This is a genomic window from Klebsiella sp. CN_Kp104 (assembly GCF_040064515.1).
GTDB lineage: Bacteria > Pseudomonadota > Gammaproteobacteria > Enterobacterales > Enterobacteriaceae > Klebsiella > Klebsiella aerogenes.
On record NZ_JBEAII010000005.1, the window covers coordinates 66,632 to 87,895 of the forward strand.

Here is a 21,264-nt window from a genome sequence, read left to right on the forward strand (position 1 = left end):
CCTTATTTACGGTTGGCCAACATGGCGGTCAGTTTTTCAGCCCAGGCTTTGGTTTCCGGTAAATCCTGAACCGGCTGGCTGTAGTGACCGCGAAGGTCAGGCGCAACCGGGGTGGTGGCGTCGATAATCAGTTTGTCGGTGATCCCCGCCGGACTGGAACCTGGGTCGAGCTCCAGTACCGACATGTTCGGCAACTGTACCAGGTCGCCCGCCGGGTTGACCTTCGAGGAGAGCGCCCACATCACCTGCGGCAGGTTGAACGGATCGACATCTTCATCGACCATAATCACCATTTTCACGTAACCGAGGCCGTGCGGGGTAGTCATCGCCCGTAATCCCACCGCGCGGGCAAAACCGCCGTAGCGTTTTTTGGTGGAGATAATCGCCAGCAGGCCATGGGTGTACATGGCGTTGACCGCCTGCACTTCCGGGAACTCCGCCTTCAGCTGCTGGTACAGCGGCACGCAGGTCGCCGGGCCCATCAGATAGTCGATTTCGGTCCACGGCATTCCGAGATACAACGATTCAAAAATCGGTTTTGTGCGATAAGAGACTTTATCGATACGCACCACCGTCATATTGCGGCCGCCTGAGTAGTGGCCGGTGAACTCGCCGAACGGCCCTTCGATTTCACGCTTGCGCCCTTCAATCACCCCTTCAAGGATAACCTCTGAGCCCCAGGGAACGTCAAAGCCGGTCAGCGGCGCGGTGGCGATGGGATACGGGCTTTCGCGCAGCGCGCCCGCCATCTCATATTCTGACTGATCATATTTCAGCGGCGTGGCGCCCATCAGGGTAATAATCGGATCGTTACCCAGGGTGATGGCAATGGGCAGATCCTCACCGCGCTCTTCCGCTTTATGCAGATGCAGCGCGATATCGTGCATCGGTACCGGCTGCAGGCCCAGTTTGCGCTTGCCTTTCACTTCCATCCGGTAAATACCGACGTTCTGCTTGCCGAAGTTGTCCGGGTCAAGCGGATCGCGCGAAACCACACAGGCTTTGTCGAGATAGAAACCACCGTCGCCATCGTTCAGGCGGAACAGCGGCAGAATATCGAACAGGTTGATATCGTCGCCATCAACGGTGTTTTCCGCCCACGCCGGATTGGCGCGACGCTCCGGCGTTACCGGGAATTTATCCCAGCGGCGAATAAATTCATCAATCTGCTTTTTCACCGGCGTGTTTGGCGGCAGCCCCAGCGAAATCGCGTGGTTTTGCCAGGAACCGATGGTGTTCATGGCGACACGGGCGTCGGTAAAGCCGCGAATGTTATCGAACCATAGCGCCGGCGCGCCGTCGCCGATGCGCCCAGTGGCGTTAGCGGCAGCGGCGAGGTCCGGCTCGGCATTCACCTCTTCGCTAATTTTTAGCAGTTGCCCCTGCTCATCCAGCGCCTGCAAAAAGCTGCGTAAATCATCAAAAGCCATGACTAATTCTCCTGTGATAAATTCCCGACCGCGCGTAAGCCGTTCCAGCGACGCGCTTTGTGGTATTCGAGACCAAACTGATCCAGCACCCTGGTCACGATATGGTTGGTGATATCCTCTACCGTTTCCGGGTGGTTGTAATAGGCAGGCATGGGCGGCACCATCGCCACGCCCATGCGCGACAGCGCCAGCATGTTCTCCAGATGAATGGTGCTCAGGGGCATTTCACGCGGCACCAGAACCAGCTTGCGCCCCTCTTTCAGCACCACGTCCGCCGCGCGGCCGACTAACCCTTCCGCATAGCCAGCGCGAATACCCGCCAGCGTTTTCATGCTGCAGGGGATAACAATCATGCCGTCGGTACGAAACGATCCTGATGAGATGGTCGCGGCCTGATCCGCAGGGCTATGGCAGAAGTCCGCCAGCGCGGCGACATCACGAGCGCTATAGGGCGTTTCCAGCTCAATGGTGGTTTTTGCCCATTTCGACATGACCAGATGCGTTTCCACATCCGGCATTTCATTCAGCGCCTGTAACAGCGCGACGCCTAACGGCGCGCCGGTCGCCCCGGTCATCCCAATAATCAGTTTCATTCGCTACCTCATACATTGTTCGTATACGAACCTTTGTATTAAAACTACGCTCATTCTTAGGGGATCTCAATATCGTTCGTACACGATCGCATCAATAATCAAAAAAATGAGATGTGAAAAGAAGCCGAAAATACGGCTATCATAAAGGTGATATTTTTGTGACGGAGTGTCCATGGAGTTACGTAACGAGGCGTTCCACCTTCTACGCCAGCTTTTTCAACAGCATACCGCGCGCTGGCAGCATGAATTACCGGAACTGACCAAGCCGCAATACGCGGTGATGCGCTCGGTCGCCGAACATCCTGGTATCGAGCAGGTGACGCTTATCGAAGCGGCCGTCAGCACGAAAGCGACGCTGGCGGAGATGCTTAGCCGGATGGAGAAACGCGGGCTGGTACGCCGCGAACACGATCCGAGCGATAAACGTCGCCGCTTTGTCTATCTGACGAATGAAGGGCAGGCGCTGCTGGCAAATTCCATGCCGCAGGGCAACCGGGTCGATGAAGAATTTTTGAGCCGCCTTAACGAAGAGGAGCGCGCGCAGTTTTCCCGGCTGGTGCTGAAAATGATGGAAAGTAAAAACGCGGATTAAGCGGTTCGTTCGCGCAGAAAATCGATAAATGCCCGGACCTTGGTTGGCACATGCTGCGCGTCCGGGTAGACGGCGTATACCCCCTGCGATGGAAAAATATACTCTGGCACTACCCGCACCAGCTCCTGCCGCGCGATAGCTTCGGCCACCAGCCACTCCGGGAGCAGCGCCACCCCGCTTCCCGCCAGCGCGAAGCCCATTAACGCTTGTGCACTATCGGCTGAGATCCGCGGTGGTTGCGTAATTTCAAAAGCGATCGATTGCCCTTCGACGGTCAGGAGCTGCCAGCGCAGCGGCGTCGCTAAGCGCTCGTTAACTATCCACTCCGCCTGTGCCAGGTCGGCAAGCGTGCGCAGCGGATGTTTATCCAGCCAAATCGGCGAGGCCACGGGCACGATGGCGAAACGCGAAATCCGGGCCGCATGATAGCGTGAATCGGCCAGGGTCCCGAGGCGTATCGCGACATCAAAACGTTCAGAGATCAAATCCGCGTGATAAGACGATGAGACGTGACGCACCCGCAGCGCCGGATGTCGACGAGCAAATTCCGCCAGTGCCGGGATAATCACCTGGGCGCCATATTCCGGGGTGGTGGTGATCCGCAGTTCACCGCTTAACCCGGCGTGGCTGGCGCGCACCTCATCCTGTAAATTCTCCGCGTCTTTCAACAGCCCGACGCCGCGCTGGTAAAACACCGCCCCGGCTTCGGTGAGCGTTAACCGGCGCGTCGAACGCAGCAGCAACGTCACCCCCAATTCACTCTCTAGCTGGCGAACGTTAAAACTGACCACCGCTTTGGTCTGCCCAAGCGCCGCCGCCGCGGCAGTAAAGCTTCCGGCATCAACAACGGCGACAAACATGGTAACGCGCTGCAGGTTTAGCATTTGAATAGAGCTTATTGTCAAAAATTTTTAGACAGTATATCCCTGAAAAGCGCATTTATCCGCCCCTGAGACGCGGTTTACAGTAATCCCCTGCATTGCCTGCAGCTTAATCCGGAGAAAACATGAACCCATGGATCCAAGAAGTTATCGACGCCCACGTGATCATTGAACAATGGCTGGGCCGGAAAGAAGGTAGCGCACAAGCGCTGATGAGCCGTTTTGCGCAAGAATTTACAATGGTTCCTATCAGCGGCGCTAAGATGGATTACCCGACGGTAAGCGGCTTTTTCCATAGCGCTGGCGGCAGCCGCCCGGGATTAAGTATCGTGGTTGATAATGCGCAGGTGTTGAGCGAATGGCATGACGGCGGCGCGGTGCTCTACCGCGAAAGCCAGACCCTGCCGGAACGAGGCGAAGTCGTGCGCTGGTCCACGGCGATATTTCAACGCATTGAGGGAAAAATCCTCTGGCGTCACCTGCAGGAAACCCGTATCGGTTAATGCAAAGGAAAAGGCCCAATCGCTGGATTGGGCCTTTTTGAGAGAAAACGATTTATTCGCGGAATAGCGCTTCGATGTTTAGCCCCTGTCCCTGCAGGATCTCCCGCAGGCGGCGCAGGCCTTCCACCTGAATCTGACGCACGCGTTCGCGGGTCAGGCCGATTTCACGACCCACATCTTCAAGCGTTGCGGCTTCATATCCCAGCAGCCCGAAACGACGAGCCAGTACTTCGCGCTGTTTGGCGTTCAGTTCGAACAGCCATTTGACGATGCTTTGTTTCATATCATCGTCCTGCGTGGTGTCTTCCGGGCCGTTGTCTTTTTCATCGGCCAGAATATCCAGCAGCGCTTTTTCTGAGTCACCGCCCAGCGGGGTATCCACTGAGGTAATGCGCTCGTTCAGACGCAGCATACGGCTAACGTCATCAACCGGTTTATCCAGCTGTTCGGCTATCTCTTCGGCGCTTGGCTCGTGGTCCAGCTTATGCGACAACTCGCGCGCGGTACGCAGATAAACGTTCAGCTCTTTCACAATATGGATGGGTAAACGAATGGTACGGGTTTGGTTCATAATCGCCCGTTCAATCGTTTGACGGATCCACCAGGTGGCGTAGGTTGAAAAACGGAACCCACGCTCCGGGTCAAACTTCTCAACTGCGCGGATCAGGCCGAGGTTACCTTCTTCAATCAGATCCAGCAGCGCCAGACCACGATTGCTGTAACGACGAGCAATCTTCACCACCAGACGCAGGTTACTTTCAATCATGCGACGGCGTGAAGCAACATCTCCACGTAGTGCGCGACGGGCGAAATAGACTTCTTCTTCGGCCGTCAGCAGCGGGGAATAACCAATCTCACCAAGATACAGCTGTGTCGCATCGAGAACGCGCTGGGTGGCGCCTTGCGACAGCAGCTCTTCCTCAGCCAGATCGCTATCACTGGGTTCCTCTTCTACTAAGGCTTTCTCGTCGAAAACCTCCATTCCGTTCTCATCAAATTCCGCGTCTTCATTTAAATCATGAACTTTCAGCGTATTCTGACTCATAAAGGTGGCTCCTACCCGTGATCCCTGAGCAAAGCACCTTCCGCGACCCATCACTAAACGACGCCGGAGTTATCCTCTTTATGCCTCCACTGAAGGAGGCATATCGCGACCGCCCTGGCGCCTTTCATGGTGTTACGCTTATCCGTACTTTGCCAAATTATCGCTGCGGTAAGTACTGCAGCGGGTTGACGGATTTCCCCTTGTAACGAATTTCAAAATGTAATCTTGTTGAGCTGGTTCCGGTGCTACCCATGGTAGCGATTTTCTGCCCCGCTTTGACTTCCTGTTGCTCCCGAACCAGCATGGTATCGTTATGAGCGTAGGCACTCAGGTAATCATCGTTGTGTTTGATGATAATAAGATTACCGTAACCGCGCAGTGCGTTACCGGCATAGACGACGCGCCCATCGGCGGTCGCGACAATAGCCTGTCCTTTACTGCCTGCAATGTCGATACCTTTATTGCCGCCTTCCGCGCCGCTAAAGTTCTCGATAACCTTGCCATCAGTCGGCCAGCGCCATGATGAGATCGGCGAACTGGTAGACGTACTGCTTGCAGTCGGTTGGGTTGTGCTAACGGTTGATGGCGCCGTAACCGGAGCGACCGCTGTCGTGGTCGTTGCTGGTTTATTATTCGGCAACATCTTAGTAGCACTCTGTTCACCTGAAGATTCAGAATACGTAATAGTCGGTTGTGACGCAACCACTGCGGTGGATTTTTGTGCAGAAGTTGTGGTGGCCGTCGCACCGCCGCTTGCTTGCGCGCTAGCCTGAGATACCGGGTTTTCGCCGGTGATCGGCTGGCCTGCGGAGTTGCCGACCTGCAGCACCTGGCCCACGTTCAGCGCGTACGGCGCCGGGACGTTGTTGCGTTCCGCAAGATCGCGGAAATCGTTGCCGGTGACCCATGCGATATAGAACAGGGTATCGCCGCGCTTAACGGTATAGGTGCTGCCGCCGGTGTAGCTGCCTTTCGGAATATCGCCATATTTACGGTTGTAAACGATCTTACCGTTCACCGTCTGTACCGGCTGCTGAGCCATCGGCTGAACCTGGGTCGGCTGAGTCTGAATTGGCTGGGTCTGCATCGGCTGAATCGGCTGAGCCGGCGGAACTTGCTGCGCGCCGGAGGATGGCGGTGTAATCAGCATCCCGGAATTGGTGCTGGAGGACGCAGCGCCGCTTGCCGAATTCACCGGCGCAGGCGGATTATTGGTATTTGTACACCCGGCCAGCCAGAGTGAAACCAGTGACAACGCCGCAATACGGCTTACGGTAAATTTTGGGCTTCCCGCGCTCATTTATCCCCCAGGAATATGTTAACTGCCAATATCTTGCTTACCGGGCAGCGCCCGGCCAGGACACTGAAAAATGTGTCCACCCTACGCCTAAACTTAGGCAAAAAAAACCTGGAATAATCCGGGTTCAGGCCAGTTCCCCTCTGACGAGCGGAACAAAGCGAACGGCTTCGACGGTATCGATGAAAAATTCGCCGCCGCGGCGACGGATCCGCTTCAGGTACTGATGTTCTTCACCGACAGGCAAAACCAGCACGCCGCCTTCATCAAGCTGCGCCATCAGCGCGGTCGGAATTTCCGGCGGCGCGGCGGTGACGATAATCGCGTCAAAAGGCGCGCGAGCCTGCCAACCCTGCCATCCATCGCCATGACGGGTTGAAACATTATGTAAATCAAGTTGTTTAAGACGCCGACGCGCCTGCCACTGCAGGCTCTTAATCCGCTCAACCGAGCAGACGTGGTGCACGAGGTGCGCCAGGATCGCCGTCTGATAGCCGGAGCCGGTGCCGATTTCCAGCACCCTTGAGTCCGGCGTCAGTTCCAGAAGCTCCGTCATCCGCGCCACCATATAAGGCTGCGAGATGGTTTGCCCCTGGCCAATCGGCAGCGCGGTGTTTTCCCACGCCTTATGTTCAAAGGCTTCATCAACGAATTTTTCGCGCGGAACCTGCGCGATTGCCTCGAGGACTCGCTCATCGACGATGCCCTGAGTGCGTAGCTGATTCAACAAACTTTCAACACGTTTACTTACCATTGCGTATCAACCCCGACGCGTTCTAACCAATCGGTTACCACCTCATGTGCCTGATGAGCGGTTAAATCGACATGCAATGGCGTTACGGAAACATAGCCTTCATCCACCGCCGCAAAATCGGTCCCCGGCCCGGCATCGCGCTTATCTCCCGGCGGGCCGATCCAGTACAGCGTATTGCCGCGCGGATCTTTTTGCGGGATGACCTGGTCGGCCGGATGCCGGTTACCGCAGCGGGTGACGCGAATGCCTTTGATTTGCTCGAGGGGAAGATCCGGCACGTTGATGTTGAGGATCCGCCCGGTACGCAGCGGCTCGCGGCTTAACGCGCGCAGAATGGTGCACGTCACTGCCGCCGCGGTATCGTAATGTTGATAGCCGTTCAGCGAAACGGCAAGGGCGGGAAAACCAAGATGGCGGCCTTCCATCGCGGCCGCGACGGTACCGGAATAGATAACATCATCGCCAAGATTGGGGCCCGCGTTGATTCCTGAGACCACAATATCCGGGCGCGGGCGCATCAGCGCGTTAACGCCGAGATAGACGCAGTCGGTCGGCGTGCCCATCTGGACGGCGATATCGCCATTTTCAAAGGTGAACGTGCGTAGAGAAGATTCCAGCGTGAGCGAATTTGAGGCGCCGCTGCGATTACGATCGGGTGCAACAACCTGGACCTCGGCAAATTCGCGTAAGGCCTTCGCCAGGGTTTGGATCCCCGGCGCGTGGATACCGTCATCGTTACTCAGCAATATTCGCATAGTCACCCGTTGTATTGATAAGTTCCCTTACCACGCTGGTGGCAAAACTTCCCGCTGGCAGCCAGAAGCGCAGTTCAACAGTGACATCATCCCACCAGTTCCAGCACAATTGCTGCGGATACAGCAGCATCGCCCGGCGCGCGGCTTCAACTTTTTCGCGCGTCAGCAGCGCCTGTAGCGACGTTTCTTCGGCTATCGCGGCTTGCTCGGCGGCCAGCGCGTCGCGTTGGCTGCCCCAGTCGCCGCTGCCCGGCAGCGCAGCGGTAATCATCAGCTCGCGGTTATCGACCCGCGTCTGCAATTCCGCCAACTCTTCGGTGGTTGCCACAAACCAGCTTCCGCGCCCCGCTAATTGTAGCGCATCGCCATCAACAACCTGATTAAATTCCGTTTTTTTTAATCTAATTGCAACTTGCTGATTAAACAACGCGCTGCGAGCCGCCGACAACCAAAAACTGCGTTTATTGCGATCGCGCACCGGTTCGCCGCTCTCGGCCCAGCGCAAAGCGCCCTGCAGGTTACTGCCGCCGATACCAAAGCGTTGCGCGCCAAAATAGTTCGGCACGCCGCCGTCGGCAATCGCCTGCAAGCGCTTTTCGACATCGTCGCGTTCGCTGATTTCCCGCAGGATCAGCGTGAACTGGTTGCCCTTCAGCGCGCCTAAACGCAGCTTACGCTTATGGCGGGCATACTCCAGCACCTGGCAGCCTTCGAGCTGAAACTTGCTCAGATCCGGCATCTCTTTGCCCGGCACGCGGGCGCACAGCCACTGTTCGGTGACCGCGTGCTTATCCTTTTGCCCGGCAAAGCTCACTTCGCGCGCATGGATTTTAAGGAATTTCGCCAGCGCATCGGCAACAAAACGGGTGTTGCAGCCATTTTTCAGAATCCGCACCAGCACATGTTCGCCTTCGCCATCAGGGGCGAAACCGAGGTCTTCGACCACCAGAAAGTCTTCCGGATTGGCCTTCAGCCGCCCCTGGCCCAGCGGCTTGCCGTGCAGGTATGTTAAGTCATCAAAGGCGATCATTGCGCAGCCTTACGCAGCAGCGCCACCGCTTCACAGGCGATGCCTTCGCCACGGCCAGTGAAGCCAAGCTTCTCGGTGGTGGTCGCTTTCACATTGACGTCGTCCATATGGCAGCCGAGATCTTCGGCGATAAACACGCGCATCTGCGGGATATGCGACAGCATTTTTGGCGCCTGGGCGATGATGGTGACGTCAACGTTGCCAAGGGTATATCCCTTCGCCTGAATCCGCCGCCACGCTTCACGCAGCAGCTCCCGGCTATCCGCGCCTTTAAAGGCCGGATCGGTATCCGGGAACAGTTTGCCGATGTCGCCGAGCGCCGCGGCGCCTAGCAGCGCGTCGGTCAGCGCATGTAGCGCGACATCGCCATCGGAATGGGCGAGCAGCCCTTTCTCATAAGGAATACGTACCCCGCCAATAATAATTGGCCCTTCACCGCCAAAAGCGTGTACGTCAAAACCGTGTCCAATTCGCATTAAGCCTTCTCCTGGTGTCGGGAACGGGTAAGGTAAAATTCGGCCAGCGCCAGATCTTCCGGGCGCGTTACTTTAATATTATCAGCTCGTCCGGCGACCAATTCGGGATGGAAGCCGCAGTACTCCAGCGCCGACGCTTCATCGGTGATGGTCGCGCCTTCATCCAGCGCGCGCGTCAGGCAGTCAAATAGCAGTTCACGCGGGAAAAATTGCGGCGTCAGCGCATGCCATAAATCATTGCGTTCAACGGTATGGGCGATCGCGGTTTTGCCCGGTTCGGCACGCTTCATGGTATCGCGCACCGGCGCGGCAAGAATCCCGCCGACGCGGCTTGTCGCGCTCAGCGCCAGCAGTCGCGAGAGATCGTCCTGATGCAGGCATGGTCGCGCGGCATCATGAACTAGCACCCATTGCGCATCCGCTAACGCTTTTAGCCCCGCCAGTACCGAATCGGCGCGCTCGGCGCCGCCGTCAACGACGGTGACCTGCGGATTATGGGCTAAGGGAAGTTGACTAAAGCGGACGTCGCCAGGGCTGACGGCGATCACCACCCGCTGAACGCGTTCGTTCGCCAGCAGCGCGGCGACCGAATGTTCGAGAATCGTTTTGTTACCGATTGAGAGATATTGTTTCGGGCACTCCGTTTGCATACGGCGGCCAAAACCGGCTGCCGGCACCACGGCGCAAACGCCCGGAAAAGTGGCTGCCATATTGTCATCCTGGGCTTGTTTATCGATTATTCTGCGCAGAACCCTGATTGCGTTTTGAGGCATCCGGCACCAGACGATAGAACGTTTCGCCCGGGCGGGTCATGCTGAGTTCATTGCGTGCGCGTTCTTCGATCGCTTCCTGACCGCCGTTGAGATCGTCAATTTCGGCGAAAAGCTGATCGTTGCGCGCTTTTAATTTGGCGTTAGTGGCCTGCTGAGCGGAGACATCGTCATTAACCCGGCTATAGTCGTGCAAACCATTTTTGCCAAACCACAGCGAGTACTGTAGCCAGACCAGCAAAGCTAATAATAGCAGCGTTAATTTACCCATCCTGCCCCCTGAAAAACGGCATCATCATCCCATAACTCGCCGGAGTACTCTACCCTGGCGCGCGGACGATGCCGCGTAACGCGGGGACTGTACCACATTTTTGCGATGGATACCCAGGCTTGATTCATCCCAAAAAGGCTATCCCAACAGCCAGAGGAACAGCAGACCAAACATCAGCCCGACGGTTAAAATCGTCGCGCAAACGCTGTAAATCAGCTTGCCGTCCAGTAATGAATGTAGCGCAATACCGACCACCACGGCGACCGGCATAATGGCAAGGAAGAAAGGCCAGGTGTAGAGGAAGAAAAAGAGCGTATTACCGCCATACAAGAGGAAGGGAATACCCAGCGCCAGCAGCCACGAAATAAAGCCCACGGCGGCGCCCGACAAAGACCAGGTGGTCTCGTCGCTGGCCGCCGGAGGCGGTTCTGAACGAATAATACTGAGGTTCTGGGTATTGCGCATATCGAATCCTGTTGACCGGCCGACCGGCACCCCTCGATGCCGTTGCCTTTTCAGGATCTGATAATATCGCTCTGTCGAAGCAGGTCTAATAGTTGGTGCACCAAATTTGTTACCAATTGTTCACCATCCAGATGAATTTCAGCATTCTCCGGGGATTCATAGACCGAATCGATACCGGTAAAATTGCGCAACTCCCCTGCCCGCGCCTTTTTGTACAATCCTTTCGGATCCCGCGTCTCACAGATGGCTAACGGGGTATCGACAAAGACCTCGATAAAGCGTCCTTCCCCCAAACGCTCACGTACCATCTGCCGTTCTGCACGATGCGGAGATATAAATGCCGTCAATACAACCAGCCCGGCATCGACCATCAGCTTAGCCACTTCACCGACGCGGCGAATGTTCTCTTTGCGATCGTCGTCACTGAATCCCAGATCGCTGCACAGCCCGTGACGCACATTATCGCCGTCAAGCAAATAGGTGCTTACGCCAAGCTCGTGCAGCGCCTCTTCCAGCGCCCCGGCGACGGTGGATTTACCCGACCCCGAGAGGCCGGTAAACCACAGCACCACGCCGCGGTGGCCATGGTGCTGCTCGCGCTGCTCGTGGGTCACCGGATGCGCATGCCAGACGACGTTTTCGTCATGCCGGGCCATTACTTGCCTCCCAGCAGATCGCGCGCGTCCCAGTGCGGGAAATGTTTACGAATCAATTGATTCAGTTCCAGTTCAAACGCGCTGTACTGCGACGTCGGGGCCTGCGCCTGCAGGTGCGGTTCGTTGACCATTCCCGCGCCAACCGTCACGTTGCTCAGGCGATCGATAAAGATAAGCCCGCCGGTCACCGGGTTGTCCTGATACGGATCGAGCACCAGCGGCTCGTCAAAGGTCAGCTCCACCAGCCCGATGCCGTTCAGCGGCAGGGTTTCGACTTCACGCTGGGTCAGATTGTTGATGTCCACCTGATAGCGGATAGCGTCAACGCGGGCGCGGGTTTTCTTGCCAGCCACTTTGATGTCATAGCTTTGGCCCGGCGACAGCGCCTGCTCCGCCATCCACACGACGTCGATGCTGGCGCTTTGTACCGCAGGCAACGAGGCTTCGGCGTCAACCAGCAAATCACCGCGGCTGATATCGATTTCATCTTTCAGGACGATAGTGATCGCTTCCCCCGCCCCGGCCTGAGGCAGGTCGCCGTCAAAGGTGACAATACGCGCCACGTTCGACTCGACGCCCGACGGCAACACCTTCAGGCGCTGGCCAACGGTGACCGTACCGGAAGCGACGGTGCCGGAGAAACCGCGGAAATCCAGGTTCGGACGGTTCACGTACTGCACCGGGAAGCGCAGCGGCTGGCTTTCAACCTCGCGCTGGATGTCAACGGTTTCCAGCACTTCCAGCAGCGTCGGGCCGCTGTACCACGGCATTTTATCGCTCTGGGTGGCGACGTTATCCCCTTCCAGCGCCGAGAGCGGCACGAAACGGATATCAAGCTTGCCCGGCAGCTGTTCGGCGAAGGTCAGATAATCTTCACGAATTTCATTGAAGCGCGCTTCGCTGAACTCGACGAGATCCATTTTGTTCACCGCGACCACCAGGTGCTTAATCCCCAATAGCGTAGAGATAAAGCTGTGGCGGCGAGTCTGGTCGAGCACGCCTTTGCGGGCGTCAATCAGCAGGATCGCCAGATCGCAGGTGGACGCGCCGGTCGCCATATTACGGGTGTACTGCTCATGGCCCGGCGTGTCGGCAATGATAAATTTGCGTTTCTCAGTCGAGAAGTAGCGATAGGCGACATCAATGGTGATGCCCTGCTCGCGCTCGGCCTGCAGGCCATCCACCAGCAGCGCCAGATCCAGTTTCTCGCCCTGAGTACCGTGACGCTTGCTGTCATTGTGCAGGGAAGAGAGCTGATCTTCATAAATCTGGCGCGTATCGTGCAGCAGGCGGCCAATCAAGGTACTTTTGCCGTCATCGACGCTGCCGCAGGTCAGAAAACGCAGCAGGCTTTTGTGCTGTTGCGCGTGCAGATAAGCTTCTACGCCGCCTTCTTTAGCAATTTGTTGTGCAATCGTAGTGTTCATGGCGGCTCCTTAGAAATACCCCTGACGTTTTTTCAGCTCCATGGAGCCTGCCTGGTCGCGGTCAATGACGCGCCCCTGACGTTCGCTGGTGGTGGATACCAGCATCTCTTCAATAATTTCCGGCAGCGTTTGCGCGTTGGACTCTACCGCGCCGGTCAGCGGCCAGCAGCCGAGGGTACGGAAGCGCACCATCTGCTTTTTGATCATCTCGCCCGGCTGCAGATCGATACGGTCGTCATCGATCATCATCAGCATACCGTCGCGCTCCAGTACCGGGCGCTCTGCCGCCAGGTACAGCGGAACGATTTCAATATTTTCCAGGTAGATGTACTGCCAGATATCCAGCTCGGTCCAGTTAGAGAGCGGGAAGACGCGAATGCTTTCGCCTTTGTTAATCTGGCCGTTGTAGTTGTGCCACAGCTCCGGACGCTGATTTTTCGGGTCCCAGCGGTGGAAACGATCGCGGAAGGAGTAAATACGCTCTTTAGCGCGGGATTTTTCTTCATCACGACGCGCGCCGCCGAATGCGGCATCAAAGCCGTATTTGTTCAGCGCCTGCTTCAGGCCTTCGGTTTTCATGATATCGGTGTGCTTGGCGCTGCCGTGAACGAACGGGTTGATGCCCATCGCCACCCCTTCCGGGTTTTTATGCACCAACAGTTCGCAGCCATAGGCTTTGGCGGTACGGTCACGGAATTCATACATCTCACGGAATTTCCAGCCGGTATCGACGTGCAGCAGCGGGAACGGCAGGGTCCCCGGATAAAACGCTTTGCGCGCCAGATGCAGCATTACGCTGGAATCTTTACCGATGGAGTACATCATCACCGGGTTAGAGAATTCGGCGGCCACCTCACGAATGATATGGATGCTTTCCGCCTCCAGTTGCCGCAGGTGAGTGAGTCGTTTTTGGTCCATAACCGTTCCTTAAGCCAGATTTACCACAGAAGAGTTAAACCCTTCCGCTGTCGTTGTGTGTTGAAACCAGGCGAGCTGCTGATGCAGCTGTACCACTTCGCCCACCACCAGTAGCGCGGGCATTGGGGCATCTTTCGCCAGATGTTCGAGCTGTTGTAACGTGCCTGTCAGCGTCTGCTGATCCTCGCGAGTGCCGCGGGAAATCACCGCCACCGGAGTATTCGCGTCGCGGCCATGGGCGATCAGCTGAGCGCTGATGTCCGCCGCTTTCATGGTGCCCATGTAAATCGCCAGCGTTTGTTGGCTCTTCGCCAGCAGCGCCCAATCAAACGGCGCGCTGTCAGATTTATAGTGACCGGTGACGAAAACTGCGCTTTGCGCATAATCGCGATGGGTCAGCGGAATGCCGGCATAGGCCGTCGCGCCCGCCGCGGCGGTAACGCCTGGCACCACCTGGAACGGGATCCCGGCGGCGGCGGCCGCCTGCAGTTCTTCCCCGCCGCGTCCGAAAATAAACGGATCGCCGCCCTTCAGGCGCACCACCGTTTTCCCCGCTTTGGCAGCCTCCACCAGCATTTGATTCGTTTCGTGCTGCGGTACGGAGTGCTCGCCCGCGCGCTTGCCAACGCAGATCATTTCGGCATCGCGGCGCACCAGTTCCCGCACGCTCTCGGTCACCAGATGGTCATAAAACACCACGTCCGCCTGTTGAATCGCCTGCAGGCCGCGTAGCGTCAGCAAGCCGGCATCCCCCGGCCCGGCGCCTACCAGAATAATTTCGCCCACGCTGCGTTCCGGCCTGTCGAGTTCATCCTGCAGCGCCCGTTCCGCCGCCGCGTGGTTACCGGCCACCATCAGGCTGGCAAAACGCCCGGTGAAAACGCGCTCCCAGAAGCGACGACGCGCTTCGGTGGTGGTCAGCCGGGTTTTGAGATGATGGCGCCAGTAGCTCGCCGTTTCGGCCAGCCGCCCTAGATTGGTGGGCAGTAGCGCTTCGATTTTTTCTCGCAGAATGCGCGACAGCACCGGCGCCTTGCCGCTGGAGGAGATCGCCACCAGCAATGGCGACCTGTCGACAATAGAAGGAAAGACGAATGAGCACAGCGGCTGGTCATCCACCACGTTCACCAGGCGGTAGCGGGCGTTAGCCGCGGCAAACACCCGCTGGTTGAGTTCACGATCGTCGGTGGCGGCAATCACCAGAAATACATCGTCCACCTGCTGCTCATCAAAGGCGGTTGCCCGCCAGCTGATTTGCTGACGTTCAACCTGTTCAGCGAGCTCCGGCGACAGGACGGCGGCGACCACCTGTACCTTCGCCTGCGCCCGCAGCAAGAATTTAATCTTACGGACGGCAATTTCACCGCCGCCGATAACCAGCACGGGTCTCTCTTTCAACTCGGCAAACAGGGGCAAGTAATCCACGGCGCAACAACTCTCTTACATTCAGCAATAGAGGGACTATAGGGGGCGGCCTTGAGCAAATGAAATTACGAAATGGAATGAGTTGTGACGCAAAAGAATAACGAGCTGGAAATCTAAATATCAAAAAGTGCTTAACACGCTCATTTTCCGCTATTTAAGAGCAAATGAAATTGTTTAAGCGCCGTCACAGTTTCATACTAACGCGGTCGAAATGTTTCGCTTGTGTAAGGACCCATTATGTTTTCCGCGATGTGCCGCCGTCTGCTGCCGCTGGCGCTTGGCACAGGTTTTGTCTTCTCCGCCGCTCCGGCATTCAGCGCCCTGGGCGACACCGCCAATACCCAGGCCCGCCATATTGCTACCGTCTTCCCCGGAAGAATGACCGGTACGCCGGCCGAGATGCTATCAGCCGATTATCTTCGTCAACAGTTTGCCCAGATGGGTTATCAGAGCGACGTGCGTAGCTTTAATACCCGCTACATCTATACCGACAGCAATCAACGTAAGAACTGGCACAACGCCACCGGCAGCACGGTTATCGCCGCGCATGAAGGCCAGTCTCGCCAGCAAATCATTATTATGGCGCACCTCGATACCTACGCGCCGCAGAGCGATAAAGACGTTGAGAACAACCTTGGCGGCCTGACGCTGCAGGGGATCGACGATAACGCAATGGGGCTCGGCGTGCTGCTGGAGCTGGCGGAACATTTAAAGAACGTCCCCACCCGTTACGGCATTCGCTTTATCGCCACCAGCGGCGAGGAAGAAGGCCGCCTGGGCGCGCAAAACATACTTAAACGCATGAGCGAGGCGGAAAAGAAAAATACGCTACTGGTGATTAATCTCGATAACCTGGTGGTCGGCGATAAGCTCTATTTCAATAGCGGGCGCAGCACGCCGGCATCGGTACGCAAGCTGACCCGCGATCGCGCGCTGGCTATCGCCCGTAGTCACGGTATCGCCGCGTTCACCAATCCAGGGCTGAATCCGGAGTTCCCGAAAGGCACCGGTTGCTGTAACGATGCCAGCGTTTTTGATAACGCCGGGATCCCGGTACTCTCCGTGGAAGCGACTAACTGGTCATTGGGTAAAAAGGATGGCTATCAGCAGCGCAGTAAAACCCGTAGCTTCCCGCAGGGTACCAGCTGGCATGATGTACAACTGGATAACCAACAGTATATCGACAAAGCGCTGCCGGGAAGGATCGAGCACCGCGGGCGCGATGTAGTGAAAGTGATGTTGCCGCTGGTGAAAGAGCTGGCGAAAGTTGAGAAGAAAAAGTGATTTGCGCAAAGCGAACCCGCGGTATAGCCCGCGTGTCCGCTTTGGAATAACACTCTCCGGCATAGCGCATCGCTTAGCCTTCGTGCAATCCGCACTCCCGCTTGAGGCCAAAGAATCGGGTTTCTTCTTCCGCCATACCGGGTTCCCATTTACGGGTAGTGTGAGTGTCACCAACGGACAAATACCCCTGCTCCCATAGCGGGTGGTATTTCAGGCCGTGCTTTTGCAGATACTGATAAACCGTCCGGTTATCCCAGTCGATAATCGGCAGCAGCTTAAAGACGCCGCGCTGGATAGCCAGCACCGGTAAATGCGCCCGGCTGCCGGACTGCTCGCGGCGCAGGCCAGCAAACCAGGTGCGGGTGTTGAGCTCCTTCAGCGCCCGGTTCATCGGCTCAACTTTGTTGATTTCATTGTACTTCTCAATGCCTTCAACGCCCTGCTCCCACAGTTTGCCGTAACGCGCTTCCTGCCAGGCGGCGCTTTCCGTCGCCCGGTAGACTTTAAGGTTCAGGTTGAGCTTCTCGGTCAATTCATCAATAAACTGATAGGTTTCCGGGAACAGATAGCCGGTATCGGTCAGGATCACCGGAATGTCCGGGCGCAGCTGGTTCACCAGATGCAGGCTGACTGCCGCCTGAATACCAAAGCTTGAAGAGAGCGCATAGTCGCCGGGCAGGTTTTCCAGCGCCCACGCCACGCGTTCTTCGGCGCTGAGTTTTTCCAGCTGAGTGTTAACTTCCGCCAGCGCCATGACGCGTTCTACTTTAGGCAGATCGTTCAGCGCGTTTAGATCGAGTTTGGACATAGATTCCTCACTGTGTGCCTTGCCTGATGGCGCTTCGCTTATCAGGCCTACGCGAACGGTAGGCCTGATAAAGCATTCATGCCGCTATCCGGCAATTCAGGTTATTCCCAGAAATCACGCGCCGGGTCGAGCACCGGGCGAATGATGCCCGCACGCACCGTAAAGTCGCCGAAGCCTTCACCCGCTTCGCGCTCTTTCGCCCAGCGCCCTACCAGCTCGTCGAGCGAAGCAAGGATCTCCGGCTCGGTGATATTTTCACGATACATTCGTGGAATGCGCGTCCCGCTGCGGTTGCCGCCGATATGCAGGTTATAGCGGCCAGGGGCTTTACCCACCAGGCCAACTTCCGCCAGCATCGCGCGGCCGCAGCCGTTCGGGCAACCCGTGACGCGGGTTACGATATGCTCATCGCCAACGCCGTGCTTGCTCATCACCTCTTCGACCTTGTCGATAAACGACGGCAGGAAACGCTCGGCTTCGGCCATCGCTAACGGACAAGTCGGGAACGACACGCAGGCCATTGAGTTCTCACGCTGCGCCGTGACGGCATTCATCAGGCCATGATCGCGGGCCAGTTTCTCGATCCGCGCTTTCTGATCTTCCGGTACGCTGGCGATGATCAGGTTCTGGTTGGCGGTGATGCGGAATTCACCTTTGTGAATCTTCGCGATCTCCAGCAGGCCAGTTTTTAGCGGGCGGCCCGGATAATCCAGAATACGGCCGTTCTCAATAAACAACGTCAGGTGCCAGTTATTATCGATACCCTTAACCCAGCCGATGCGGTCGCCGCGGCCGGTAAACTCGTACGGACGAATCGGTTCGAATTTGATCCCGGCACGACGCTCAACTTCCGCCTTGAAGGTCTCCACGCCGACGCGCTCAAGGGTATATTTGGTTTTCGCGTTTTTACGATCGGTACGATTACCCCAGTCGCGCTGGGTGGTCACGACCGCTTCCGCCACTGCCAGGGTATGCTCCAGCGGCAGATAGCCAAACTCGCTGGCGGTACGCGCATAGGTTTTCTTATTACCGTGCTCGATAGACAACCCGCCGCCCACCAGCAGGTTAAAGCCGACAAGCTTGCCGTTTTCCGCAATCGCCACGAAGTTCATATCATTGGCGTGCAGATCGATATCGTTCTGCGGCGGGATCACCACCGTCGTTTTGAATTTACGCGGCAGATAGGTCTGGCCGAGGATCGGTTCCTCGTCGGTGGTGGCGACCTTTTCCTGATCCAACCAGATCTCAGCATAGGCGCGGGTACGCGGCAGCAGATGTTCAGAGATCTTCTTCGCCCACTCGTAGGCTTCGGCGTGCAGCTGCGACTCAAACGGGTTCGAGGTGCACAGCACATTGCGGTTCATATCGTTGGCGGTCGCCAGCGCGTCCAGGCCAACGGAGTGCAGCATCTGATGCACCGGCTTCACGTTCTTCTTCAGAATACCGTGGAACTGGAAAGTCTGACGGTTGGTCAGACGAATACTACCGTAGATGGTGTTATCCGCGGCGAATTTATCGATCGCCTGCCACTGTTTGGTAGTGATAACGCCGCCCGGCAGACGGCAGCGCAGCAGCATCGCGTGGCGCGGCTCCAGTTTCTGCGCCGCGCGTTCCGCGCGAATATCGCGGTCGTCCTGCTGGTACATACCGTGGAAGCGGATGAGCAGGAAGTTGTCGCCTTTAAAACCGCCGGTCAGGCCGTCATTTAAATCTTCCGCGATGGTGCCGCGCAGGTAGTTGCTCTCGATCTTCATACGCTCGGCGTCGGAGAGTTTACCTTCGACCACCAGCGGGCCAGGATGTTTTTCGCTCATTAGTAGACATCTCGCTGATAACGGCGCTCAACGCGCAGCTCACTTAAAAATTCGTCCGCCGCTTCGGCGTCCATCGCGCCGTATTCGGCAATCACTTCCAGTAACGCCTGCTCGACGTCTTTCGCCATACGATTGGCATCGCCGCAGACATAAATATGGGCGCCGTCGTTAATCCAACGCCACACTTCAGCCCCCTGCTCGCGCAGTTTGTCCTGTACATAGATTTTTTGTTGTTGATCGCGAGACCAGGCCAGGTCGATACGGCTCAGCACGCCCTCTTTGACGTAGCTCTGCCATTCCACCTGATAGAGAAAATCTTCCGTGAAGTGCGGATTGCCGAAGAACAACCAGTTCTTCCCTTCCGCCCCTTCCGCCGCGCGCTGCTGCATAAAGGCGCGGAACGGCGCGATCCCGGTTCCAGGGCCAATCATGATAACCGGGGTTTGCGGGTTAGCAGGCAGACGGAAGTTGTCATTGTGTTCGATAAAGATGCGCACTTCGCCATCTTCTTCCACGCGGTCGGCGAGGAAGCTGGACGCGCCGCCGGCGCGAGCGCGGCCTTCGATGTCATAACGCACGACGCCAACGGTAACGTGGACTTCGTTTTCCGCTTCCGCCTGTGAGGACGCAATAGAGTAGAGGCGCGGCGTTAGCGGGCGCAGTAGGCCGATTAAGGCTTCCGCATCCAGTTGCGCCGGCGAGAAGCGCACCATATCGACGATAGGCGTCGTCGCAGCGTAGTGCTGCAACTGCGCTTTATCGCCGACCAGCGGCAGCAGCGTTTCACTGCGGGTCAGGGTGGCATAGTTCTCAACAATATTGGCGGTGTTGACCGTCAGCTCAAAATGCCACTCCAGCGCTTGCGCCAGCGGCAGCGTTTTGCCTTCGATCGTGACCGGTTCATCACCCTTGAGCCACAGCAGCTCCACCAACTCTTTGACCAGCGCAGGATCGTTCTGATACCACACGCCTAGCGCATCTCCCGGCTGATAACGCAGGCCGGAATCACCCAGATCGATCTCAATATGACGGACATCTTTTTCCGAGTCGCGACCGGTTATTTTTTGATTCACAGCAAGCGTCGCCGTCAGCGGCGCTTCTTTAGTATACGGACTGGTATGAATTTCATTCACGGCGCCGCTGGTCGCAAGCTGGGCAGGCGCAGCCGTCGGCGCGCGCGCTTTCAGCACATCCACTACGCGAGCGCGCCATTCCGCCGCCGCGGCTTGATATTCAACGTCGGCATCAACGCGGTCTAGCAGGCGTTCGCCACCCAGTTCGGCCAGTTTGCTATCGAAATCTTTGCCGGACTGGCAGAAAAACTCATAGGAGGTATCGCCGAGGCCAAACACCGCGAAGGCGGTGCCATCGAGCTTCGGCGCTTTCTTTGAAAACAAGAACTTATGCAATGCGACGGCTTCTTCCGGCGGCTCACCTTCACCCTGAGTCGACGTCACCACTACCAGCAGTTTTTCACCGGCGATTTGTTTGAATTTATAGTCGCCAGCGTTCACCAGTTTCACATTCAGCTGCGCAGCCTGCAGATCGTCGCGCAGCGCTTCAGCAACCCGACGCGCGTTGCCGGTCTGCGAAGCGGAAATCAGGGTGATGGCCGGCGCTTCTACCACCTGAGCGGGCGCGCTTACCGCGGCGCCGGGCTGCTGGTTCAGCATGCCCCAGAAGTAGCCGGATACCCAAGCCAGTTGGGTTGGCGTAAAGTCGGTCGTGGCCGCCTGTAGGCGCGCCAGTTGCTCCGGGTTTAGCGGCAGCAGATTGGAAGGTGGGGCCTGTGTCGTCATGCGTCGTTATGTTCCAGTAAGCAAAGCTGTTATTCACGCCCTGTCAGCGCGACAAAAACAGAAGAGATTGTAAGGTTAACGGCGGGCATACTAACAATTAAAGAAGGGATGGAAATAACAAATAACCAAATGGACTAACCTGTTTTAGTTATAGTTATTAACAACAAAAACGATTAGTTAACCTGTTGAAAAATAATAAATTAAATCATCAAAACACCACAAAAATGGCGATTTTGCGTTCAGGGCCGTTTTAGTTAATGCTAAAAAATGT

The 21,264-nt window shown here is 56.9% G+C and carries 22 protein-coding genes; 3 read left to right on the plus strand and 19 right to left on the minus strand.

Translation table 11 applies throughout. The features are described 5' to 3' along the window. Nucleotides 1-2: 2 nt before the first annotated feature. Nucleotides 3-1,430: a non-oxidative hydroxyarylic acid decarboxylases subunit C gene (locus ABLU80_RS08400; protein WP_045361374.1), complete on the minus strand. Its 1,428-nt coding sequence runs from the start codon at nt 1,428-1,430 to the stop codon at nt 3-5. 2 nt (nt 1,431-1,432) lie between these two features. Then, a complete protein-coding gene (locus ABLU80_RS08405; RefSeq protein WP_032723273.1) occupies nt 1,433-2,023 on the minus strand; it encodes a non-oxidative hydroxyarylic acid decarboxylases subunit B in 591 nt (196 codons plus the stop codon). Nucleotides 2,024-2,195: 172 nt separating this feature from the next. On the opposite strand from ABLU80_RS08405, the gene ABLU80_RS08410 reads away from it, so the two are divergent. After that, nucleotides 2,196-2,615 carry a MarR family transcriptional regulator gene (locus tag ABLU80_RS08410; RefSeq protein WP_047052758.1) on the plus strand — a complete coding sequence of 140 codons (420 nt, stop codon included), beginning with the start codon at nt 2,196-2,198 and terminating at the stop codon, nt 2,613-2,615. Here ABLU80_RS08410 and ABLU80_RS08415 read toward each other — a convergent pair. Further along, nucleotides 2,612-3,499: a LysR family transcriptional regulator gene (locus tag ABLU80_RS08415; RefSeq protein WP_045367332.1), complete on the minus strand. Its 888-nt coding sequence runs from the start codon at nt 3,497-3,499 to the stop codon at nt 2,612-2,614. The two genes, ABLU80_RS08410 and ABLU80_RS08415, sit on opposite strands and share 4 nt — an antisense overlap. Nucleotides 3,500-3,621: 122 nt before the next feature. Here ABLU80_RS08415 and ABLU80_RS08420 point away from each other — a divergent pair, with 122 nt between their 5' ends. Next, entirely contained in the window at nt 3,622-3,999 is a 378-nt protein-coding gene (locus ABLU80_RS08420) for a DUF4440 domain-containing protein (RefSeq protein ID WP_348849892.1), read from the plus strand. A 52-nt stretch (nt 4,000-4,051) separates the two neighbouring features. Here ABLU80_RS08420 and rpoS read toward each other — a convergent pair whose 3' ends face one another. From rpoS to cysG, 13 genes are all read right to left on the minus strand, one after another. Then, nucleotides 4,052-5,044, minus strand: coding sequence for an RNA polymerase sigma factor RpoS (gene rpoS, locus ABLU80_RS08425; RefSeq protein ID WP_015703292.1), 993 nt, complete (start codon nt 5,042-5,044; stop codon nt 4,052-4,054). Nucleotides 5,045-5,201: 157 nt separating this feature from the next. Continuing rightward, nucleotides 5,202-6,344, minus strand: a complete 1,143-nt coding sequence (nlpD, locus tag ABLU80_RS08430; RefSeq protein WP_015703293.1) for a murein hydrolase activator NlpD — start codon at nt 6,342-6,344, stop codon at nt 5,202-5,204. A gap of 124 nt (nt 6,345-6,468) precedes the next feature. After that, entirely contained in the window at nt 6,469-7,095 is a 627-nt protein-coding gene (locus ABLU80_RS08435) for a protein-L-isoaspartate(D-aspartate) O-methyltransferase (RefSeq protein WP_348849893.1), read from the minus strand. Beyond that, nucleotides 7,089-7,850: a 5'/3'-nucleotidase SurE gene (gene surE, locus ABLU80_RS08440; protein WP_015369987.1), complete on the minus strand. Its 762-nt coding sequence runs from the start codon at nt 7,848-7,850 to the stop codon at nt 7,089-7,091. Before surE ends, ABLU80_RS08435 begins: the two co-directional genes overlap by 7 nt. Then, nucleotides 7,831-8,880 (minus strand): tRNA pseudouridine(13) synthase TruD, encoded by a 1,050-nt coding sequence (gene truD / locus ABLU80_RS08445; RefSeq protein WP_348849894.1) that lies wholly within the window; start codon nt 8,878-8,880, stop codon nt 7,831-7,833. The genes surE and truD overlap by 20 nt, the downstream gene beginning before the upstream one ends. Then, nucleotides 8,877-9,356, minus strand: coding sequence for a 2-C-methyl-D-erythritol 2,4-cyclodiphosphate synthase (gene ispF / locus ABLU80_RS08450; protein WP_320944743.1), 480 nt, complete (start codon nt 9,354-9,356; stop codon nt 8,877-8,879). The genes truD and ispF overlap by 4 nt, the downstream gene beginning before the upstream one ends. Further along, a complete protein-coding gene (ispD, locus tag ABLU80_RS08455; protein WP_348849895.1) occupies nt 9,356-10,066 on the minus strand; it encodes a 2-C-methyl-D-erythritol 4-phosphate cytidylyltransferase in 711 nt (236 codons plus the stop codon). Before ispD ends, ispF begins: the two co-directional genes overlap by 1 nt. Nucleotides 10,067-10,085: 19 nt before the next feature. Beyond that, nucleotides 10,086-10,397, minus strand: coding sequence for a cell division protein FtsB (gene ftsB / locus ABLU80_RS08460; RefSeq protein ID WP_015369983.1), 312 nt, complete (start codon nt 10,395-10,397; stop codon nt 10,086-10,088). Nucleotides 10,398-10,535: 138 nt separating this feature from the next. Beyond that, on the minus strand, nt 10,536-10,862 hold the full coding sequence (locus ABLU80_RS08465) for a DUF3561 family protein (protein ID WP_015369982.1): 327 nt from the start codon (nt 10,860-10,862) through the stop codon (nt 10,536-10,538). Between the two features lie 50 nt (nt 10,863-10,912). Then, entirely contained in the window at nt 10,913-11,518 is a 606-nt protein-coding gene (gene cysC / locus ABLU80_RS08470) for an adenylyl-sulfate kinase (RefSeq protein WP_348849896.1), read from the minus strand. Further along, nucleotides 11,518-12,945: a sulfate adenylyltransferase subunit CysN gene (gene cysN, locus ABLU80_RS08475; RefSeq protein ID WP_032709009.1), complete on the minus strand. Its 1,428-nt coding sequence runs from the start codon at nt 12,943-12,945 to the stop codon at nt 11,518-11,520. Before cysN ends, cysC begins: the two co-directional genes overlap by 1 nt. Before the next feature lie 9 nt (nt 12,946-12,954). Next, nucleotides 12,955-13,863 (minus strand): sulfate adenylyltransferase subunit CysD, encoded by a 909-nt coding sequence (gene cysD / locus ABLU80_RS08480; protein WP_015369979.1) that lies wholly within the window; start codon nt 13,861-13,863, stop codon nt 12,955-12,957. 9 nt (nt 13,864-13,872) lie between these two features. Then, nucleotides 13,873-15,279: a siroheme synthase CysG gene (gene cysG, locus ABLU80_RS08485; RefSeq protein ID WP_162619666.1), complete on the minus strand. Its 1,407-nt coding sequence runs from the start codon at nt 15,277-15,279 to the stop codon at nt 13,873-13,875. A gap of 246 nt (nt 15,280-15,525) precedes the next feature. Between cysG and ABLU80_RS08490 the strand changes: the two genes are divergently transcribed. Further along, nucleotides 15,526-16,572 carry an aminopeptidase gene (locus ABLU80_RS08490; RefSeq protein WP_221694940.1) on the plus strand — a complete coding sequence of 349 codons (1,047 nt, stop codon included), beginning with the start codon at nt 15,526-15,528 and terminating at the stop codon, nt 16,570-16,572. A gap of 73 nt (nt 16,573-16,645) precedes the next feature. Here the strand turns inward: ABLU80_RS08490 and cysH are convergent, their stop codons facing one another. The 3 genes from cysH to cysJ all read right to left on the minus strand — a co-directional run bounded on the left by cysH (nt 16,646) and on the right by cysJ (nt 20,993). Then, nucleotides 16,646-17,380, minus strand: a complete 735-nt coding sequence (gene cysH / locus ABLU80_RS08495; RefSeq protein WP_015369976.1) for a phosphoadenosine phosphosulfate reductase — start codon at nt 17,378-17,380, stop codon at nt 16,646-16,648. Between the two features lie 101 nt (nt 17,381-17,481). Then, the gene (gene cysI, locus ABLU80_RS08500; RefSeq protein ID WP_015369975.1) at nt 17,482-19,194 is read right to left on the minus strand and encodes an assimilatory sulfite reductase (NADPH) hemoprotein subunit; all 1,713 of its coding nucleotides are present in this window, start codon (nt 19,192-19,194) and stop codon (nt 17,482-17,484) included. Continuing rightward, the gene (cysJ, locus tag ABLU80_RS08505) at nt 19,194-20,993 is read right to left on the minus strand and encodes an NADPH-dependent assimilatory sulfite reductase flavoprotein subunit (protein WP_042895330.1); all 1,800 of its coding nucleotides are present in this window, start codon (nt 20,991-20,993) and stop codon (nt 19,194-19,196) included. The genes cysI and cysJ overlap by 1 nt, the downstream gene beginning before the upstream one ends. Between the last annotated feature and the right edge of the window lie 271 nt (nt 20,994-21,264).

What these genes read in the sequence shown, in the direction of transcription:
- ABLU80_RS08465 (WP_015369982.1), bottom strand. Translation starts at nt 10,862, where the DNA reads ATGCGCAATACCCAGAACCTCAGTATTATTCGTTCAGAACCGCCTCCG.
- ABLU80_RS08435 (WP_348849893.1), bottom strand. Translation starts at nt 7,095, where the DNA reads ATGGTAAGTAAACGTGTTGAAAGTTTGTTGAATCAGCTACGCACTCAG.
- rpoS (WP_015703292.1), bottom strand. Translation starts at nt 5,044, where the DNA reads ATGAGTCAGAATACGCTGAAAGTTCATGATTTAAATGAAGACGCGGAA.
- cysJ (WP_042895330.1), bottom strand. Translation starts at nt 20,993, where the DNA reads ATGACGACACAGGCCCCACCTTCCAATCTGCTGCCGCTAAACCCGGAG.
- ABLU80_RS08420 (WP_348849892.1), top strand. Translation starts at nt 3,622, where the DNA reads ATGAACCCATGGATCCAAGAAGTTATCGACGCCCACGTGATCATTGAA.
- ABLU80_RS08490 (WP_221694940.1), top strand. Translation starts at nt 15,526, where the DNA reads ATGTTTTCCGCGATGTGCCGCCGTCTGCTGCCGCTGGCGCTTGGCACA.
- ABLU80_RS08415 (WP_045367332.1), bottom strand. Translation starts at nt 3,499, where the DNA reads ATGCTAAACCTGCAGCGCGTTACCATGTTTGTCGCCGTTGTTGATGCC.
- ispF (WP_320944743.1), bottom strand. Translation starts at nt 9,356, where the DNA reads ATGCGAATTGGACACGGTTTTGACGTACACGCTTTTGGCGGTGAAGGG.
- cysC (WP_348849896.1), bottom strand. Translation starts at nt 11,518, where the DNA reads ATGGCCCGGCATGACGAAAACGTCGTCTGGCATGCGCATCCGGTGACC.
- cysD (WP_015369979.1), bottom strand. Translation starts at nt 13,863, where the DNA reads ATGGACCAAAAACGACTCACTCACCTGCGGCAACTGGAGGCGGAAAGC.
- ABLU80_RS08410 (WP_047052758.1), top strand. Translation starts at nt 2,196, where the DNA reads ATGGAGTTACGTAACGAGGCGTTCCACCTTCTACGCCAGCTTTTTCAA.
- cysI (WP_015369975.1), bottom strand. Translation starts at nt 19,194, where the DNA reads ATGAGCGAAAAACATCCTGGCCCGCTGGTGGTCGAAGGTAAACTCTCC.
- cysH (WP_015369976.1), bottom strand. Translation starts at nt 17,380, where the DNA reads ATGTCCAAACTCGATCTAAACGCGCTGAACGATCTGCCTAAAGTAGAA.
- nlpD (WP_015703293.1), bottom strand. Translation starts at nt 6,344, where the DNA reads ATGAGCGCGGGAAGCCCAAAATTTACCGTAAGCCGTATTGCGGCGTTG.
- ispD (WP_348849895.1), bottom strand. Translation starts at nt 10,066, where the DNA reads ATGGCAGCCACTTTTCCGGGCGTTTGCGCCGTGGTGCCGGCAGCCGGT.
- surE (WP_015369987.1), bottom strand. Translation starts at nt 7,850, where the DNA reads ATGCGAATATTGCTGAGTAACGATGACGGTATCCACGCGCCGGGGATC.
- ABLU80_RS08405 (WP_032723273.1), bottom strand. Translation starts at nt 2,023, where the DNA reads ATGAAACTGATTATTGGGATGACCGGGGCGACCGGCGCGCCGTTAGGC.
- truD (WP_348849894.1), bottom strand. Translation starts at nt 8,880, where the DNA reads ATGATCGCCTTTGATGACTTAACATACCTGCACGGCAAGCCGCTGGGC.
- ABLU80_RS08400 (WP_045361374.1), bottom strand. Translation starts at nt 1,430, where the DNA reads ATGGCTTTTGATGATTTACGCAGCTTTTTGCAGGCGCTGGATGAGCAG.
- ftsB (WP_015369983.1), bottom strand. Translation starts at nt 10,397, where the DNA reads ATGGGTAAATTAACGCTGCTATTATTAGCTTTGCTGGTCTGGCTACAG.
- cysN (WP_032709009.1), bottom strand. Translation starts at nt 12,945, where the DNA reads ATGAACACTACGATTGCACAACAAATTGCTAAAGAAGGCGGCGTAGAA.